Source organism: Streptomyces sp. NPDC037288 (assembly GCF_055603265.1).
In genome coordinates this window covers 41,466-57,372 of record NZ_JBVJVY010000038.1, presented here as the reverse complement: position 1 = coordinate 57,372, position 15,907 = coordinate 41,466, and the positions used below count along the sequence as shown (strand labels likewise).

General features: G+C 71.1%; 16 protein-coding genes and 1 pseudogene. 16 read left to right on the top strand and 1 reads right to left on the bottom strand.

The annotated features are described in order from the left end of the window. The first annotated feature begins 297 nt into the window (after positions 1 to 297). Entirely contained in the window at positions 298 to 810 is a 513-nt protein-coding gene (locus ACZ7GZ_RS32740; RefSeq protein WP_471029761.1) for a GNAT family N-acetyltransferase, read from the top strand. Positions 811 to 865: 55 nt separating this feature from the next. Here ACZ7GZ_RS32740 and ACZ7GZ_RS32735 read toward each other — a convergent pair. Continuing rightward, positions 866 to 1,315: pseudogene (locus ACZ7GZ_RS32735) on the bottom strand (HAD family hydrolase); the annotation flags it as partial. Between the two features lie 273 nt (positions 1,316 to 1,588). Here ACZ7GZ_RS32735 and ACZ7GZ_RS32730 point away from each other — a divergent pair. From ACZ7GZ_RS32730 to ACZ7GZ_RS32660, 15 genes are all read left to right on the top strand, one after another. Further along, positions 1,589 to 2,251: a LuxR C-terminal-related transcriptional regulator gene (locus ACZ7GZ_RS32730; RefSeq protein WP_471029759.1), complete on the top strand. Its 663-nt coding sequence runs from the start codon at positions 1,589 to 1,591 to the stop codon at positions 2,249 to 2,251. A 113-nt stretch (positions 2,252 to 2,364) separates the two neighbouring features. Then, positions 2,365 to 4,416 carry an ATP-binding protein gene (locus ACZ7GZ_RS32725; RefSeq protein ID WP_471029757.1) on the top strand — a complete coding sequence of 684 codons (2,052 nt, stop codon included), beginning with the start codon at positions 2,365 to 2,367 and terminating at the stop codon, positions 4,414 to 4,416. Next, positions 4,416 to 4,658: a hypothetical protein gene (locus tag ACZ7GZ_RS32720; protein WP_471029756.1), complete on the top strand. Its 243-nt coding sequence runs from the start codon at positions 4,416 to 4,418 to the stop codon at positions 4,656 to 4,658. Before ACZ7GZ_RS32725 ends, ACZ7GZ_RS32720 begins: the two co-directional genes overlap by 1 nt. Next, positions 4,655 to 5,293, top strand: a complete 639-nt coding sequence (locus tag ACZ7GZ_RS32715; protein WP_471029754.1) for a Pvc16 family protein — start codon at positions 4,655 to 4,657, stop codon at positions 5,291 to 5,293. Before ACZ7GZ_RS32720 ends, ACZ7GZ_RS32715 begins: the two co-directional genes overlap by 4 nt. Positions 5,294 to 5,354: 61 nt before the next feature. Further along, on the top strand, positions 5,355 to 7,310 hold the full coding sequence (locus ACZ7GZ_RS32710) for a phage tail sheath subtilisin-like domain-containing protein (RefSeq protein WP_471029753.1): 1,956 nt from the start codon (positions 5,355 to 5,357) through the stop codon (positions 7,308 to 7,310). Positions 7,311 to 7,348: 38 nt separating this feature from the next. After that, positions 7,349 to 7,786 (top strand): phage tail protein, encoded by a 438-nt coding sequence (locus tag ACZ7GZ_RS32705; RefSeq protein WP_471029751.1) that lies wholly within the window; start codon positions 7,349 to 7,351, stop codon positions 7,784 to 7,786. 2 nt (positions 7,787 to 7,788) lie between these two features. Beyond that, positions 7,789 to 8,184, top strand: a complete 396-nt coding sequence (locus ACZ7GZ_RS32700; RefSeq protein WP_471029750.1) for a hypothetical protein — start codon at positions 7,789 to 7,791, stop codon at positions 8,182 to 8,184. Beyond that, positions 8,181 to 8,312 (top strand): DUF6760 family protein, encoded by a 132-nt coding sequence (locus ACZ7GZ_RS32695; protein ID WP_471029749.1) that lies wholly within the window; start codon positions 8,181 to 8,183, stop codon positions 8,310 to 8,312. Before ACZ7GZ_RS32700 ends, ACZ7GZ_RS32695 begins: the two co-directional genes overlap by 4 nt. Before the next feature lies 1 nt (position 8,313). Next, entirely contained in the window at positions 8,314 to 9,234 is a 921-nt protein-coding gene (locus ACZ7GZ_RS32690; protein WP_471029746.1) for a hypothetical protein, read from the top strand. Continuing rightward, entirely contained in the window at positions 9,234 to 9,989 is a 756-nt protein-coding gene (locus tag ACZ7GZ_RS32685; protein WP_471029743.1) for a CIS tube protein, read from the top strand. Before ACZ7GZ_RS32690 ends, ACZ7GZ_RS32685 begins: the two co-directional genes overlap by 1 nt. Continuing rightward, positions 9,986 to 11,215, top strand: coding sequence for a phage late control D family protein (locus tag ACZ7GZ_RS32680; protein ID WP_471029741.1), 1,230 nt, complete (start codon positions 9,986 to 9,988; stop codon positions 11,213 to 11,215). The genes ACZ7GZ_RS32685 and ACZ7GZ_RS32680 overlap by 4 nt, the downstream gene beginning before the upstream one ends. Positions 11,216 to 11,244: 29 nt before the next feature. Beyond that, positions 11,245 to 11,898 (top strand): phage baseplate assembly protein V, encoded by a 654-nt coding sequence (locus tag ACZ7GZ_RS32675; protein ID WP_471029739.1) that lies wholly within the window; start codon positions 11,245 to 11,247, stop codon positions 11,896 to 11,898. A gap of 45 nt (positions 11,899 to 11,943) precedes the next feature. Beyond that, a complete protein-coding gene (locus ACZ7GZ_RS32670) occupies positions 11,944 to 12,222 on the top strand; it encodes a PAAR domain-containing protein (protein WP_471029738.1) in 279 nt (92 codons plus the stop codon). Position 12,223: 1 nt separating this feature from the next. Next, positions 12,224 to 12,676, top strand: a complete 453-nt coding sequence (locus tag ACZ7GZ_RS32665; protein WP_471029737.1) for a GPW/gp25 family protein — start codon at positions 12,224 to 12,226, stop codon at positions 12,674 to 12,676. After that, positions 12,673 to 15,906: a hypothetical protein gene (locus ACZ7GZ_RS32660; RefSeq protein WP_471029735.1), complete on the top strand. Its 3,234-nt coding sequence runs from the start codon at positions 12,673 to 12,675 to the stop codon at positions 15,904 to 15,906. Before ACZ7GZ_RS32665 ends, ACZ7GZ_RS32660 begins: the two co-directional genes overlap by 4 nt. Position 15,907 lies beyond the last annotated feature (1 nt).

The following is a 15,907-nucleotide window of genomic DNA, read 5'->3' as shown; positions in this document are numbered from 1 at the left end:
TCCGCTCCCCGAGACCGCCGCCCTGCGCCCCGACCGCACCGGGCCCCGCCTCGTACCAGGCACTGGTGACGGCCACGCCCGGACAGCGGCACCCGCTTCCGACGGTCATCGGGCCACGACGCGGTGTTCGTGGACATGGGTCTCGTCTCCTGCTTCTGCCCCGGCTGTCGTCAACTCCCCGGCAGACCCGGGCGGTTCGCCCCAACGGCAGCAACCGCCCACTGGTTGCCGGCGAGTCAGCCGCAAGCGCACCCGCCCACAGGAAGCAGCACCGGGCTGCCATGACAGGATCGGGGGGTGGATGATCTACGTTTCCGCCCGGCTGCGGGCGCCGACCTTTCCGCCCTCGTACGCCTGCGTGACGATGCCGCCCGATGGATGAACTCCCGGGGCACCACCGGCCAGTGGCAGCCCGGCGAGCTGGGCGAAGACCACTTCCGCCGGATCATGCAGGACGGAGAGGTCTGGGTCGCGGAAGTCAGTGGTCGTACGGTCGGGGCCTGGGAACTGTGGTGGGAGGATCCGGACGCCTGGGGCCCGCAGCCCCCGACGGCCGGCTATGTGCATCGCCTGATGGTGGACCATGCCGCCGCCCCGCCGGGAACGGGACGGCTGCTTCTGCGGGCCGCCGAGCGGCGCGTGGCCGAGGTGGGCCGTACGCTGACCCGCCTCGACTGCCTGGCCGGCAACGACCGTCTGACCGCGTACTACGTTGACGCCGGCTACCAGGTCGTCGGCCACACGGAAGACAAACCCCAGCCGGGCGGCGCCACCAAGTCCTTCACGCTGCTCGAAAAACCCGTGAGGTGAAGCAGCCGGGCAGCAGACGGTTCTCCTGCCGGAGGGACACGACAGGAGTCCTGCGTCACATCGCGCGCAGCAGGGCAGGCAACTGGCGCATGTCGTGGAAGACGACAGTGCCGGGACCCTCGAGGTGTTCGGCCGGAGTGAGCCCGCCGGCGTAGCCGAGGGCTCGCATGCCGGCTGCGCGGGCGGCCTGGACCCCGGGGCGGCCGTCCTCGACCACCACACACGCGGCCGGAGCGACGCCCATGCGCTCGGCGGCGTAGAGGAACAAGTCAGGAGCGGGCTTGCCCCGCGCCACTTCCGCGGCACTGTGGATACGGCCCTGGAAACGCGCGTACAGGCCCACGCGGCCCAAGGTGTGCCGCATCTTCTCGTGGGAGCCACTGGAAGCCACACACGTCGGCAACGTGACCTCGTCAAGCGCTTCGACCAGTCCGTCGACCGGAGCAAGGCCGGCATCCACGGCCTCACGATGCAGCTGCTCGAACCGCTCCGCCCACACGGACGGCCGGAAGCCGGGAGACGCTGCCGATGAGGTACGACGGCGAAACCGCCTGCACCACCGTGGAAACCCTCACCGCCCTCCGCGAGGACCTGACCAGCGGCGCGTCCGGCATCTCCGGCCGCGGCGCCCGCCGGGCGATCCACGCCGGCAATCGGGTGACGAACCACTGCGGACATGTGCATCGAGTACAGCCGGTCCTGCGCCCGTTCGGAGGTGGCAACACGCCTGGGCGGGTTGTTCTCTCACAGGCTGCAGCACAGCTACCCTCAAGTCGGTGTGATCGATGTACTCCTCATCGCCCCTGTCAGGGTGTACCGCGAGGCAACCCTCCAGGCCCTCAGGTCCGACCCCACACTTTCGCTCGTCGGCAGCGGTGGCACCGCGGCGGAAGCCGTCTCGGCCGCGGCCCGCCTCCAGCCCTCGGTCCTGCTCCTTGACCTAGCCGTACAGAACGGCCTCGCTGCCGTTCAGGCGATCACGCACCACACGCCTGCCACTCGCATCATCGCGCTCGGTGTAGAGGACACCCGGATCATGCGCGAGAATGTCATCGCCGCTGCCGAGGCAGGAGTGGCTGGGTTCATCGACACAGAGCACTCTCTCCAGGATGTGGTGGGCGCCATCTCCGCGGTGGTGCGCGGGGAAGCGCCCTGTCCGCCACGGATCGCGGCATGGCTGCTCCAGCGCATACGGGATCCCCATCCGGCTGTCAGCCGACTGCGTGAGGACCTCCCGGGCTCGTTGACCGCCCGTGAGCGCGAGGTGCTGTTCCTCATCGCCGAGGGACTGTCCAACCAGCAGATCGGTGAACGGCTGGTCATCGGGAAGGCGACGGTCAAGTCCCACGTCCACGCGGTGTTGCACAAGCTGGGAGTCACCCACCGGGAGGCCGCCGTGCGAGTCCTGCGCCGGTCGGGCCGCGATGGGCCGCCAGGCTGAGTGGAGGAGGAGAGAAGGCGGAGAGGGATGGACTCCGTCTCCCCCCTCCGCTCGGCGGATTTCCACCACGCAGGTGGGTGGCGGCCTGCGTGCCGCACGGTAGCCATGCCTCTGTGACCTTCCCAGACACCCGGCCCCTGCCGGATCTCTCGGCACTCCGGCAATGGGTCACCGACGTGCTTCGGCGCGCCGTCGAGAGCGCGGGCCCACCGAGCGGGGACGGTTCCGAGTCCGGACCGCTGGATCGGCTGTACCCGTCGCACAGCCATGTCGTCGCCGCGCTCACCACCCCGCGTGCGCCGGTCGGCATCACCTCTCCGTCCCCTGTGCCCGACCATGTGGCCGCGCCTCTCCGGCACCAGGGGTTCGACGACTTCGACCTCTGCACACTCTCCCTGGCGGTCGCGCCGGACCTGGACCCCGTGTTCGGCCGGAGCATCGCCTGGCTACGCGACGGCGGCAGCGGGAATCCCGGGTTCCCCTACCCGACGGTGAATCTGGTGGCTCGCCTGTGCTGCGGCAGCGACGCCGAGGGAGATGTCGTAGCGGTGCGGTTGGGCCCCGGTTCCCGGCTGGTGCGGGCAGGGCTGCTGGACATGCTCGTCGACGGCGCCGCCGACGCCTGCTCCCACCGCGCGTCCATCCGTGCGTCGAGCGACTTGCTGCGCTGGATGTTCGGAGTCTGGGAACTACCTGATGATCTCGCCACCATCGCGGCAGCGGAGAGGTACGTCCCGCCGGAACCGGTTGACCAGGGGGCTGTCGAGGCGTTGCAGCGTCTGCTCGGCGGGCGGACTCCGGCGCTCGCCCACCTGTACGGCCCTCATCCCGGCGCCTGCCTGGACGTGGCTTGGTGGAGTGCCTCACGCGCCGGGCGTCCGGTGCTGCGGGTGGAGGCCGAGGCGCTGAACGACCCCGCTACCACCCGCCGGCTGGCGGCGCAGGCGCTGCTGCGCGAAGCGGTCCTGGTGGTCGACGCCTCAGCCGACGCCGCTCCTCCCGCCCCTGCGTGGGATCTGTTCCCGCACGCCGTGGTCATCGGCAGGGCGCGGTCGCTGCCTCCGGTGGTGCCGCCTGCCAGCCCGGTAGGCGTCGCCTCGATCGGCGTCCGCCCTTCCCCCGTCGATCCGGCCGGTCCGGGGCTCGCGGCGGCGCTCCTCCGTCAGGGAGTTCTTCTCGACGCCGGGGCCGGTTCCACACCGCTCGGCGAGTGGGCGCGGTTGTCCGGGCTCGAACAGCGTCGGCTGGTCGAGGTGCTGGCCGCCCGCGCGAACGCCTCCCACCACAGGGGTGCTGCTCTGACGGTGACCGCCGCGGACGTGTGCGAGGTGGCGACCTTGGTGACCGCCGGTCCCCTGGACCGACTGGCGACGCGGCTGCCGGCCACGGCCGAGTGGACTTCCCTGGTGCTGCCTCCGGCTGTGATCGAGCGCCTGCACGACGTACGCTCTCATGTGGCGTCGCGGAGACGGGTACTCGAGGGGTTTCGGCTTCCCGACTCCGTCGGCCGGGGCATCTCCGTTCTCTTCGCGGGGCCGAGCGGTACCGGCAAGACCCTTGCCGCACGGCTCCTCGCGGGGGACATCGGTCACCCCCTGTACCGTGTCGACCTGGCATCGGTGGTCTCCAAGTACATCGGCGAGACGGAACGCAATCTCGACGCGGTCTTCACCGCCGCCGAACGCGCGAACGCGGTCCTCCTCTTCGATGAGGCCGACGCCCTCTTCGGCAAGCGCAGCGAGGTACAGGACGCGCGGGACCGGTACGCGAACCTTGAGGTGGCCTACCTGCTGCAGCGGATGGAGAACTACGACGGCTTGGCAGTGCTGGCCACGAACCTGCAGCACCACCTGGACGAGGCCTTCAGCAGGCGGCTGTCGTTCGTCGTCCACTTTCCCTTCCCTGAACCTGCCGAGCGGGAAAGGATCTGGCGGGCGGTGTGGCCCGATGGCCTGCCGCACGCACCCGATCTCGACTTCGCCGTGCTCGCTGAGCGCTATCCGCTCTCCGGAGGTCACATCTGCAACGTGGTCGTCACCGCCGCGCATCTGGCAGTGGCCGGCAGCGGCGTCGTCGACCACGAGACCATGCTGCGGGCCGTGGAGCGCGAGTACGACAAGTTCGGCCAGACGAGGAAGGACCTCGCGCCGCGAGGTGACGTCTGATGCCAGGCGACACACCTCCACGAGACGGGACCTTCCGAGCGCTGGTCGATCAGCGCCTGCACGACGAACACGCGCTGCCCGTGCCCGTCGGCGTACGGGGGCCGTTCCGGCAGGCCTTGGGGGCATCACCGGCCGACGTCGAGGTCCCCTCCGAGCCCGAGGTGAGGACAACGGCCGACCGGACGGCCGCGATCACCCACCACTGGCCGGTCGGCAGCGAAACCCGTGAGGGGGACGGATGATCGACGTCCTCGACCTCGTCATCCGACAGACGCTGCTGACGCGCGTCCCTGGGCTGGGCAGCGTGCAGATCGGCTTCCAGCCGCCCGACGAAGACTGGCGGCGGCAGGTCGGTGCGGCTCAGGGGGTGTTCGTGAACTGCTACCTCGTCGATCTGCGAGAAGACCGTCGAGTTCGGCAGAGCACCCACGCGAGCACCGCCTCGGGCACCCACTCCGGCGCGCCCGTCCACGTACGCTGCCTTTATCTCGTATCCGCCTGGAACGCGGCACGGGATTCGCCTCAGGTGGCCGCCACCGAGCAGGAGCACTCGATGCTTGGAGCGGTGGTGAGCGCCCTGATTGCGGCCAGGCCACTCGTGCCGGCAGCGGTGCTGACACCACAGCAACTGGACGGTGTACCGGCGTCCCTGCGGGAGCGCTCGTTGCCCGTCGACGTCCTTCCGGTCGACGGCTTCACGAAGCTCGCCGAGTTCTGGGGCACCATAGGCCGCCCCGCGGCCTGGAAACCGGTGGTGCCAGTGACCGTGACGGTCCCTGTGCCCGAGCCGGACGTCGCCGCCGGCGGCATGGTCCGGACGGTCAATGCCGCCTACGGCCTGCTGCCCAACGGCCTCGTCGAGACACGGAGGCTGTGACGTGCCTGTGGAGTGGAGCGGGGATCCACACGTCGGAAACACCCCCTGAAAGGACATGCGCATGCCCACCCCCACTGCCCCCGGGGTCACCGTCGTGGAGACCGAACCCCCCTCACCCATCCGGGGTGTGTCCACGAGCATCGCCGCCTTCGTCGGGCTGTGTGCGGACGGCCCGACCGGACGGCCCACGTTCGTCGGCAGCCTGGATGCCTTCACACAGACCTTCGGCGGGCCGGTGGACGGCGCCGGAACCCCCTTCTACCTTCCGCTCGCCGTGGAGGGCTTCTTCCGCAACGGCGGCACGCAGTGCTTCGTACTGCGCGCGGGCAAGGCGACTCCCGCGTTCGCCGACCTCCCGGGCCGCGAGCAGGGCGGCTCCCCCGCCGGGCGGGCAGTGGCCCTGAACACCGGCACCGAAGGGCGCGGCGGGTCGGTGGAGATCACGGACGTGAGTGCGCTCAAGGAAGCGCTGCCGAAGGAGCAGACGGGACTCGGGCTTCTCCGCGACGCCGCGGCCATCACCCAGATCGACCCCACCCGCCGCAGGATCACCGTCGACAACCCCGGCTCATTCACGCAAGGCGACAACGTCGAGGTGACGAAGGACGCGGAGACTCTTGCCGCTGTGGTACGCCGGATCGAGGCACCGAACGTCATCGAGCTGGCTGCCGCCCTGCCCGGCTCGACCGACTTCGCGGGCGGCACCGTGACGACGGCCGCACCGAAGACGGGCGACAGCGTCGTACGGCTGAACGTACCCGTCGGCCTCGCGCTGCGGGCGTTGGTGCCCCGAGGATCGGTGGTGCTGCTGGACGACGGCACGGTTCACGAGTGGGCGGTCGTCGCCGAGACGAGCGGCGACGGCGTGCGGCTCACCAAGCCCCTGACACAGGACTTCAGACCCGAGGCGCAGCTGAGTACCGCCGAGTTCGACCTGACCGTGGCCGCACCGGATGGTGGCGATCCGGTCACCTTCCGGAGGCTGTCCACCTCCCCCACCCACCCACGCTGGTGGGGCGGCCCCACGGTGGACAGCGGATACCTGCGGATCGAGCCGGCCGAGGTACCGGCGCCGGCGGCCGTCGACCCGCGGCCGCGGGCGGGAGCGTTCACGCTGGGCGGCGACGCACCGGACGATCCGGCCACGACATGGAGCGAACTCAACACCCCCGAGGGCATGCAGAAACAGCTGACACTCCTCGAACCGATCGACGAGATCAGCCTGGTCATCGCCCCGGGCTGCGGGCTCGAGGCCCAGCAGGCGGTCGTGCTGCACTGCGAGGCGCTGCACGACAGGTTCGCGATTCTGGACTGCGCGCAGGGGATCGAGCCGACGGCGGCCACGAAGCAGCGCGAGCGCCTGACGGGCAAGCTGGACAAGGGCTTCGCGGCGCTCTACTACCCCTGGCTCCAGGTGCGGGATCCGGCGCGAGGCCGCGTCGTCGCGCAGCCCCCGTCCGGACACATCGCCGGCATCTACGCCAGCACCGACAAGCTGCGCGGTGTGCACAAGGCACCGGCCAACTCCGGTATCGCGGGCGCCCTGGGCCTGGACCGGCGGTTGCGGGACAGCGAGCAGGAACTGCTCAACCCGCAAGGGGTCAACGCACTTCGGATCATGCCCGGCCAGGGGCTGCCGTTCGTCTGGGGAGCCCGTACGACGTCCAGCGACGTCACATGGCAGTACGTCAACGTGCGCCGGCTGTTCCTCTTCCTGGAGGAGTCGGTCCAGGAGTCGCTGCGCGGCGCGGTGTTCGAGCCCAACGACCTGAGCCTGTGGCATCGGCTCAAGCGCACGCTCACCGAGTTCCTCGGCCGCGTCTGGCGAGACGGGGCCCTGTTCGGAGCCACGGAGGAGGAGGCCTTCTTCGTGAGGATCGACGAAGTCCTCAATCCGCCCGCCACTCGCAAACAGGGCGTGCTGAACGTCGAGATCGGGGTTCAGCCGGTGTACCCGGCTGAGTTCATCGTCGTCCGGATCGGGATCTGGGACGGCGGCTCACAGGTCAGCGAGTAGCAGCCGGCGCAGCACGGAGAAAGAGGAGGCAGAGGACTGTGGCCACCGCAGAGATTCAGGATCCGTACGTCAACTTCAACTTCCTCGTCGAGCTGGACAACATCGCCAGGGCCTCCTTCCACGAGGTCTCGGGCATGGACTCAACAGTCGACGTGATCGAACACCGGGAGGGCGGGTGGAACACCACGCCGCGCAAGTACCCGGGTCAGACCAAGCACGCCAACCTGGTGCTCAAGTGGGGCATGGCCACGGACACCGAGCTGTACGACTGGCACCGCGAGGTGACCCAGGGCAAGCTCAGCCGCCGCAACGGCTCGGTGGTGCTGCTCGACAGAGGCGGCAAGGAGGTCGCCCGCTGGAACTTCGTCCGCGCCTGGCCGTCCAAGTACACCGGGCCGGGCCTCAGCGCCGAATCCAGCGACATCGCGATCGAGACCCTTGAACTCGTGCACGAAGGCCTGACGAGGGTGAGCTGACAGTGCTGCAGATCGAACACGACTTCACCCTCCCGGTCGGGCTGCTCGGCGAGGACGGCACACTGCACCGGGACGGCACCATGCGGCTGGCCACAGCCGCGGACGAGATCCTTCCGCTGGCGGACCCCAGAGTGCAGCGCAATCCGGCGTATCTCTCCGTGGTTCTGCTCAGCCGCGTCGTGATCCGGCTCGGCGGGCTGGAGACGATCACCCCGAAAACCATCGAGGGCCTCTTCGCCGCGGATCTGGCCCATCTCCAGGCGCTCTACAACGAGGTCAACGCCGTCGACGGAGCAGCGGGCGCCGCGTGCGCGCACTGCGGGGAGGAGGTCCGTACGGGCCAGGAGCGCCTGGGGGGATCCGGGGCTATCCCATCGACCGCCTTCGGGACGAGATGAGTTTCCTCGCCTACTACCTCCACTGGTCGCACGCGGAGTTGATGCACCTCCCGCACCCGGAACGGCGGGAATGGGTGAAACAGGTGTCGGTGATCAACCAGCGGATCAACGAGCAGGAAGGATGCTGACGTGACGCTTCACCGAGCCGGGCTGCCGACGAGGCCCGCGGTGTGCGCCCTGCTGCGCCGGGCGCACACGCATGCCGCGCACGGTCACGGGCCGTACCGGCGCCGTCCGGCTGCCCGGTTCCCCGGCGTCCCCCTGTTGCACCGCGGCCGACCACGCCTGCGGCGTGCGATGGCGACCGACCGTCCCGCCACCGGCCTCGGCGTGGTGCGGATCGAGGTCGTCGAGGCCGCAGGAGCATCGGTGTGCCCGGGCCACCGCTGCGAACGTCTGCCGTCCGGGCGGACGTTCGCTGTGTCGCCCAGGCTGAGCCGCATGACCACGGACCGCACCCGGGTGGCGGTCGGGGCCCCCGAGCCGTTCGCCCTCCGGCTGGTCTCCGCCCCGGCGACCCGGCCGGATAGGCGACGAACCGGTGGCCGGCCGGCGCTCGCCGGTCCGTCGGCCGGCGCCGAGGGTCCCGTAGAGCCGCTGCTGCGGACGCTCATCGTGCACGCCTGGCGCGGCCAGGTGAGCTCCGCGGCCGGCGCCGCGGGCTCCGCGGAGCCGCTGCCGCCGGCACCCGTCGTGCACTCCGGGGTGCGGCCCGCTGCCGGCGCCCCGGCCGCGACGCATACCACCACGGACGTCCGGACCCGTCTCGTGGAGTGTGGCGGCCACCCGCCGGGGCGCCTGCAGCTGGTGTTCACGCGGTCGCGGCCCGCCGCCGACGGCAGGGCCGGACCGGAAGGCCACCGGTCGGCCGGAGACGGGGCCCCTGCGGAGTCCCGCGCCCCAGCCGGGTTCTTCGACCCGGCCGCCGGCCGGTCCGCGACCTTCGCGCCCGCACTGACCACGGCTGATGTACCGCGGCTCGTCGAGCGGGTGACCCGGGAGATCGACCGTCGGATGCAGGCACAGTTCGAACGCCGGGGGAGGCTGTGATGGCCGTGCCGGATGACAGCGGTGTTCTGGCGCAGGCGCGCACGCGACTCAAACGGATCCACGCCGGGCTGGAACGGGCCAGCCTGACGAACCTGGTCACCGGTGACCGGATCCATGTGTTGTGCAACCCGGAGGAGTACACCGTCACCCGGGAGACGAACTTCGCGCAGCTGGCCGTTCCGGGACTGAGCGCGCCGGTCGTGCAGTTCGTCCACGGCCAGGCGCAGACCCTGGAGATGGAGCTGTTCCTGGACTCCCTCACCGCGAACCGCCAGGCCGAAGCCCACAGCGACGTACGTCTGCTCGTCCGGAAGGTCACCGACCTGATGGACATCGACCCCACTCTGCACGCTCCGCCGCCCGTACTGTTCACCTGGGGCAGCCTCACCTTCACCAGCGTGCTCAGCAGGGTGACCCAGCGGTTCGTGATGTTCCTGCCGAGTGGGGTGCCGGTCCGGGCCAGGCTCGCCGTCACCTTCAGCGAGTACCGCAACACCGACCTGGAGGCGAAGGAACTCAAGCGGCAGACCAGCGACTTCACCAAGGTGTATGTCACCGCCGAGGGGGACTCGCTGCCCCTGATCGCCTGGCGGGAGTACGGTTCGGCCGCCTGCTGGCGGCCGATCGCGTTGCGCAACGACATCGACGACCCCCGGCAACTGCCCCTGGGCATGCCACTGGTCCTGCCCCGCCTTCCGTATGCGGACCGATCCACGGGTGAGGTCTTCGACCTGCCGGGCACGGAGTCCGCGTGAACGGCCCCTGCTACGCGCCCGAGATGCGCTTGGCCTTCGGCGGGAGGCCGGCGCCCGCCACGCTGCGCGGGTCGGTGACCGAGGTCTCCTGCGTGACGGGGCTGGGCAGCAGCGCCGACCGCCTGGAGATCACTCTCGCCAACGAGGGGTTGCGCTGGCTGGACCACCGGCTGTTCGACCTCGACACCCCGGTCAGTCTCGCCCTGGGGTACGCCCCCCATGAATCGCAGACCCTCTTCCACGGGCAAGTGGTCGGTTCCGAGGCGGACTTCCCCGCCGAGGGCATGCCCGCGCTCCGCGTGGTGGCACAGGACCGGCGGACCCGGCTGGCGGGTGCTTCACCTGCCCGCTGGTTCGCCGCGCCCCTGCCACGAATCGGCGTTCTGCCGGTCCCCGACCTGCTGGTCGCGCCTTACCTGGCCCTGGAGCACGGCCTGGTCCCGGCAGTGGACCGGCTCGGTGCCGTGCTGGCCGCCGTCCTGGGCGCCGCCGACATCGCCGGCTCGATCGAGGACCCCACCATGCGTCAGCGTGTCGTGCGCCACCAGCACTCGCAGACCACCCTGCACTTCCTTCAGCGCATCGCCACCGAGAACGGCTGGGAGCTGCTGATGGAGCACGATCTGGAGCCGCGTGGTTTCGTGCTGCGGCTGATGTCGCCCGGCGCGTACCTGACCCCGGATGCCGCCCTGCGGTACGGCAGTTCACTGCGGGAGTTCTCCCCGCGCGTCTCCGCCGTCGGGCAGGTGGCGAGGATCTCGGTACGTGTCTGGCGCCCGGAGGTGCGGCTCGAACTGACGGTCAGTGTCGGCTACGACTGGGATCGGCAGAGACTCGCCATCGAGATCACGCCCGGATTCGGCCTTCCGGCGGGGCTCCAGGGCAAGGAGGTGGTGCTGGTGGACGAGCCGGTCACGCTCGCCGGCGCGCCCCGGGTCATCCTGGGGAAGCTGCTGCCCCTGCTCAACCGCAGGACCACGGCGAAGGGCTCCTGCGTCGGAGACCCACGGATCCGGGCCGGCCGGGTGCTGCGCGTCGAAGGCGTCGGTGAGACGTTCGGTGGTCTCTGGCGGGTGGTCTCCGCCCGGCACATCCTGGACTCCGGCGGCTACCGGACGGACTTCGAACTGCGCAAGGAGATCTGGTTCGACGGGATTCCCCGCGCGGCCCAGGGGGCGACCCGGGTCCAGGGCGGCATATTGTCCCTGCCTTCGCCCCATCCCTGACCTGCCCCGCAGCCCTGGAGGTGCCCCGCGTGTTCGAGCCGTTCTTCGATGCCATGGACGATCTCACGACGTCCGCCGATCCCCGGGTGACCGGGGTCGCGCCGGCGATCGTGGTCGAGAATCTCGACCTGACCCATGCGGGACGCGTCCAGGTGCGCTACGCGTGGCTGCCCGGTCTGGAGCCATGGGCGCGGGTGTGCGCTCCGGTGGCCGGCGACGGCTCCGGCGTGTGGTGTCTGCCGCAGGTGGGCGACGAGGTCCTAGTCGCCTTCCGCAACGGCGATGTGCGGGAGCCTTACGTGCTGGGCGGGCTGTGGAGCATGGCCTCGCAGCCCCCGGTGGACCTGCCGACCGACGCGCGGTTCAAGCGCGTTCTGCGCTCGCCGCTGGGCCACGAACTGTCCTTCGACGACCTTCTGGGCAAGGTTGTGCTGCGCCACCAGAAGGGTCACTCCGTCGAGTTGGGTGTGGACGGGATCACGATCTCCGTGGCCGGCGGGGCCGCGTCCATCAAGCTCGGCGCCACGGGGACCATCACCCTGTCCGCGAAACGGTCCGTGGAGGCGCAGAGCCTCGACATCACCGTGAACGCGCGTGACTCGGTGACCGCCGACGCGGCCCGGGTCACGCTCAAGGCCCAGGCCACCTGCACCGTCCAGGGAAAGATGGTGAAGATCAACTGACCCGTCCTGGCGCTGCACCGATTCCCGAGCAGACAGGAGCCGCACGTGCCACTCGCAGCCCGAGTGAACGAGCAGACCGCCCACCCCGGAGTAGTCTCCGGCCCCGGCGTGCCGACGGTGCTGATCGGCGGCAGCCCGGCCGCTGTGCAGGGCGATGTCCACACGTGTGCCTTTCCACCGCCGGCCGCCCATCCCCCGAGCCCCTTCCCGAAGGGCTCCGCAACCGTGCTGATCGGTGGCCGTGCCGCCCTCCGCCAGGGCGACACGGCCGGCTGCGGGGCACCGATCGCCGGCGGGTGTCCCACCGTGCTGATCGGCGGGTGACATGGGCGCCCACCCGGTGAACAGCGTTCCGGCCCGGGGAGCCGATGCGGGCTCGGCCGGCTCGGTGCTCGGCCACGGCTGGGGGACTCCCGTCGGGTTCGATCCACTGGGCGACGTGGTACAGGCCGCCGGACCTGAAAAGGTCCGGCAGTCGATCCGCCTGATCCTCGGCACCCGGCGCGGCGAACGCGTCATGAGGCCGGACTTCGGCGCGGGTCTGGAGGAGTTGCAGTTCGAGCCTGTGTCCGCCACGACGGCGGCACTGGTGCGGCACCGGGTCGAGGAGGCGCTGATCGCCTGGGAGCCCCGGATCGACCTCCAGGAGGTGACGGTGAGCCTGGCAGACCCGGCCACCGGCCGGCTCGACATCGAGGTGGCGTACCGGATCCGCTCGACGAACACCTTCTACAACGTCGTCCATCCCTTCTTCCTGCGTGAGGAGGCGCAGCGGTGACGGTGTCCCCACCCGGGCGTGCCGAGATCCTGGACGCCCTCCTGCAGCGCCGGACGGGATGGGTACCTGAGTGGCAGCCGACCGCCGACGGGGTGTCGGCGGGTGCCGGTCACGCGCTGGCCACGCTGCTGTCCTCGCTGGCCGAACGGCTCACCGCGGTTCCCGACCGGCAGCTCGCCTCGCTGCTCGACCGGATCGGCATCGCACCGCTTCCCCCGCGCGCGGCGTCCGTGCCCGTACTCCTGGAGCCCTTGCCAGGCGCCGTCGGCGGCCGGGTCTCCGCGGGTACGAGACTCGGTGCTGCCTCGGTAGAAGGCACGACCGAACCCCTGCCGTTCGAGACGGAGACCGGCATCGGGCTGGTGGCGGCGCCACTGACCGAGGTCTGGAGCGTCCTGCCGGGCTCCGACAGCGCCGCCGACCACTCGGCGGACGCGCTGGCACGCCGACCGTTCACCCTCTTCAGCGGGCTGCGCCGTACACGGCGGGAGTTCTACCTGGGGCACGACAGCCTGCTGGCCTTCGCCGGGCCTTCCGCCGTCGACGTCCGGATCACTCTGGTCACCCCTTCTTCCGTACCGCTGCGGCTGGAGTGGAGCTGGTGGGACGGGAGTTCCTGGCGCGCTTTCGCCCCGTGGGGCGAGGACGCGGGGCGCTCCCGTGACGGCACACGCGGACTGACCGGGTCGGGAACGGTCACGCTGGTCGTCCCGTCCGCCCACGCCCGCCCCACCGAGGTGCGGGGCATCACCTGCTACTGGTTGCGTGCCCGCCTGACCTCATCCGTGCGGCCCGCGCCCGGGCTGGTGCTGCCTGAACTCGCGGACATCACGCTCATCGGCAGTACCCAGAGCGTGCCTGGCGGACTGCGTCCCGACCGAGCTGTCGTCGAGGGACTGCCGGTCGACGCCACCAAGGCGTTCGCCCCGTTCGGCCCCGCACCCGAGTTGGGCAGCGTGTTCCACCTGGCCTGCGACGCTGCCTTCGCCAGGCCGGGCGCTGTGGTGACCCTCGGACTCGAGCGCGCCGAGACCGCCGCCGAGTCGGCCGACCTGTTCGCCCCACCACCCGGCGTCGAACTCCCTCCCGATGTGCCTGAGGAGCGCCGCAACGCGCCATTGGGTCTGCCCCAGGTGGCATGGGAGTTCTTCGACGGATCCGGCTGGAGCGAGCTTCCCTTGGCGAAGGGGGCCGAGCCGACCGGCGCGCAGCCGCAGAACCTGGGCGGCAAGGGTCCGATCACCTTCACCGTTCCCCCGGGCTGGGTCCCGGTCGCCGTCGCCGGCGAGGAGCGTCGCTGGCTCCGGGCCCGGTTGTTCGCCGGCGCCTACGCGAACCTGCGGATCCTCACCGTGGGCAGCGGAGAGCAGAGCCGACAGCTCCCGATCGTCGAGCCCAGGCCTCCCGTCCTCGAGCCCGTTGACATCTCCTACCTCTACACGCCTCCTCCCGGGCCGCCACAGCACGTCCTGGTCCTCGACGACCACGTCTGGCGGGAGGGTGCCGCCGGAAGCCGCGGGATCGTCGCTCCGCTCTTCCGGCTCCTGCCGGACGAAGCCCCGGCGATCTACCTGGGTTTCGACGGCGACCTGCCCGCGGACCGGATCGGTCTGTACGTGCAGCTCGACGAGAGCGGGGCGCTCCCGGCGCCGGGACGGCTGACCTGGGAGGGGCACGACGGCACGGACTGGGTGCCGCTCGCCCACGAGGACATGACGGCGGGCCTCGCCCGCTCGGGGGTCGTGTACCTCCAGTGGCCGGGTACCGGCGGCCCGGTGGGCGCGCCCGTCGCCGAAGCCCAGGATCGCACTGTCACCCTCCTGGGGCGTGGTGCCGCCACCCGTTTCTCCCCGGGGGACCGGCTGGTGCTGTCGGATCTGCGGGGCAGCGAGGCCGTGGTGGTGGACGCCGTGGAGGACGAGCGGGTGACCCTGCGTGGTCCCCTTTCCCGGGTGTACGTGGGCGGTGAGTTGCGCATGGCGCCTCCCGCCCGGTTCGGCACCCCCCGGACCTGGCTGCGGGCTCGGCTACCCGCGGATGCCGACCCGGCACGGGCCACTGTCGCCGTACTTGCTCCCAACGCCGTCACCGCCCGTCAGTCCCTCACGGTCACCGACGAGTTGCTCGGATCCGGTGACGGGACCGCAGGCCAGGTGTTCCGTAGCCGGCATGTGCCGGTACTCGAAGGCGTCGTACTGGAGGTCCGGGAGCGCGACGGTGTCCGTGCTGACGTCGATCTGCCGCTGTTCCTGAAGGAACTGGGGCCCTCCGGGCGGGACCGGGTGCGCACCGTGGCCGACCCGCGCAGCGGGCGGGTCGTCGAGGCCTGGGTGCGGTGGACCGAAGTGTCCAGCCTGAGCGCGGCGGGACCGGCGGACCGCGTGTTCGCCTGCGATCACGCCTCCGGACGCGTCTTGTTCGGCGGAGACGGGCATGGCATGCCCGTTCCCCGGGGCGACGCCAACGTGGTGCTGCGTTCGTACCACACGGGCGGGGGCGGGGCCGGTAACGTCGCGGCGGATGCGATCACACAGGTGGTGGGTGCGGCCGGGGTCTCCGGGGTGAGCAACCCGTGCGTGGCCGCGGGCGGCGCCGACGCGGAGCCGTACGCCGCCGTCCTCGCCCGCGGGCCCGCGCTCCTGAGGCACCGCCGGCTGGCGCTGACCCAGCGGGACATCGAGTCGCTCGTGACGGAGACATGTCCCGGGGTGGCGTACGCCAGGGCACTGGGAGCCGTCGACGGGCACGGTGGGGCACGTGCCGGGGCGGTCCGCCTGGTGGTGATCCCGCGCGACGGGTCGCGCAGGCCGACACCCTCAGGTGAGCTGCGGCGACTGGTGTACAACGCGATCGCGGCCCGGATGCCCGCCACCGCGGTGCCCGGACTGGTGGTCGAGGGGCCGCGCTACCGGCCGGTGGGGGTGATGGTGTGGGTGCGTCCGGCGCACACGGCGGAACCGGGTGTGGTCCGCTCGGCGGTGCGGGCCGAACTCGACCGCTTCCTCGACCCGGTGGGGGGCGGGCCGGACGGCCGGGGCTGGCCGTTCGGCCGGGCGGTGCACGTCTCCGACGTGGCCCGTCGGCTTGAGGCCGTCCCCGGCGTGGACGTGGTCGCGCGACTCGGTCTCGCCGTTGACGGCAGCCCGGCCGGCGACCGTGTGGAGGTCGCGCCCGACGCGGTGGTGTGTGCCGGGCCGGTGACCGTACAGCTCTCCGGAAGAGAGGCGTGAG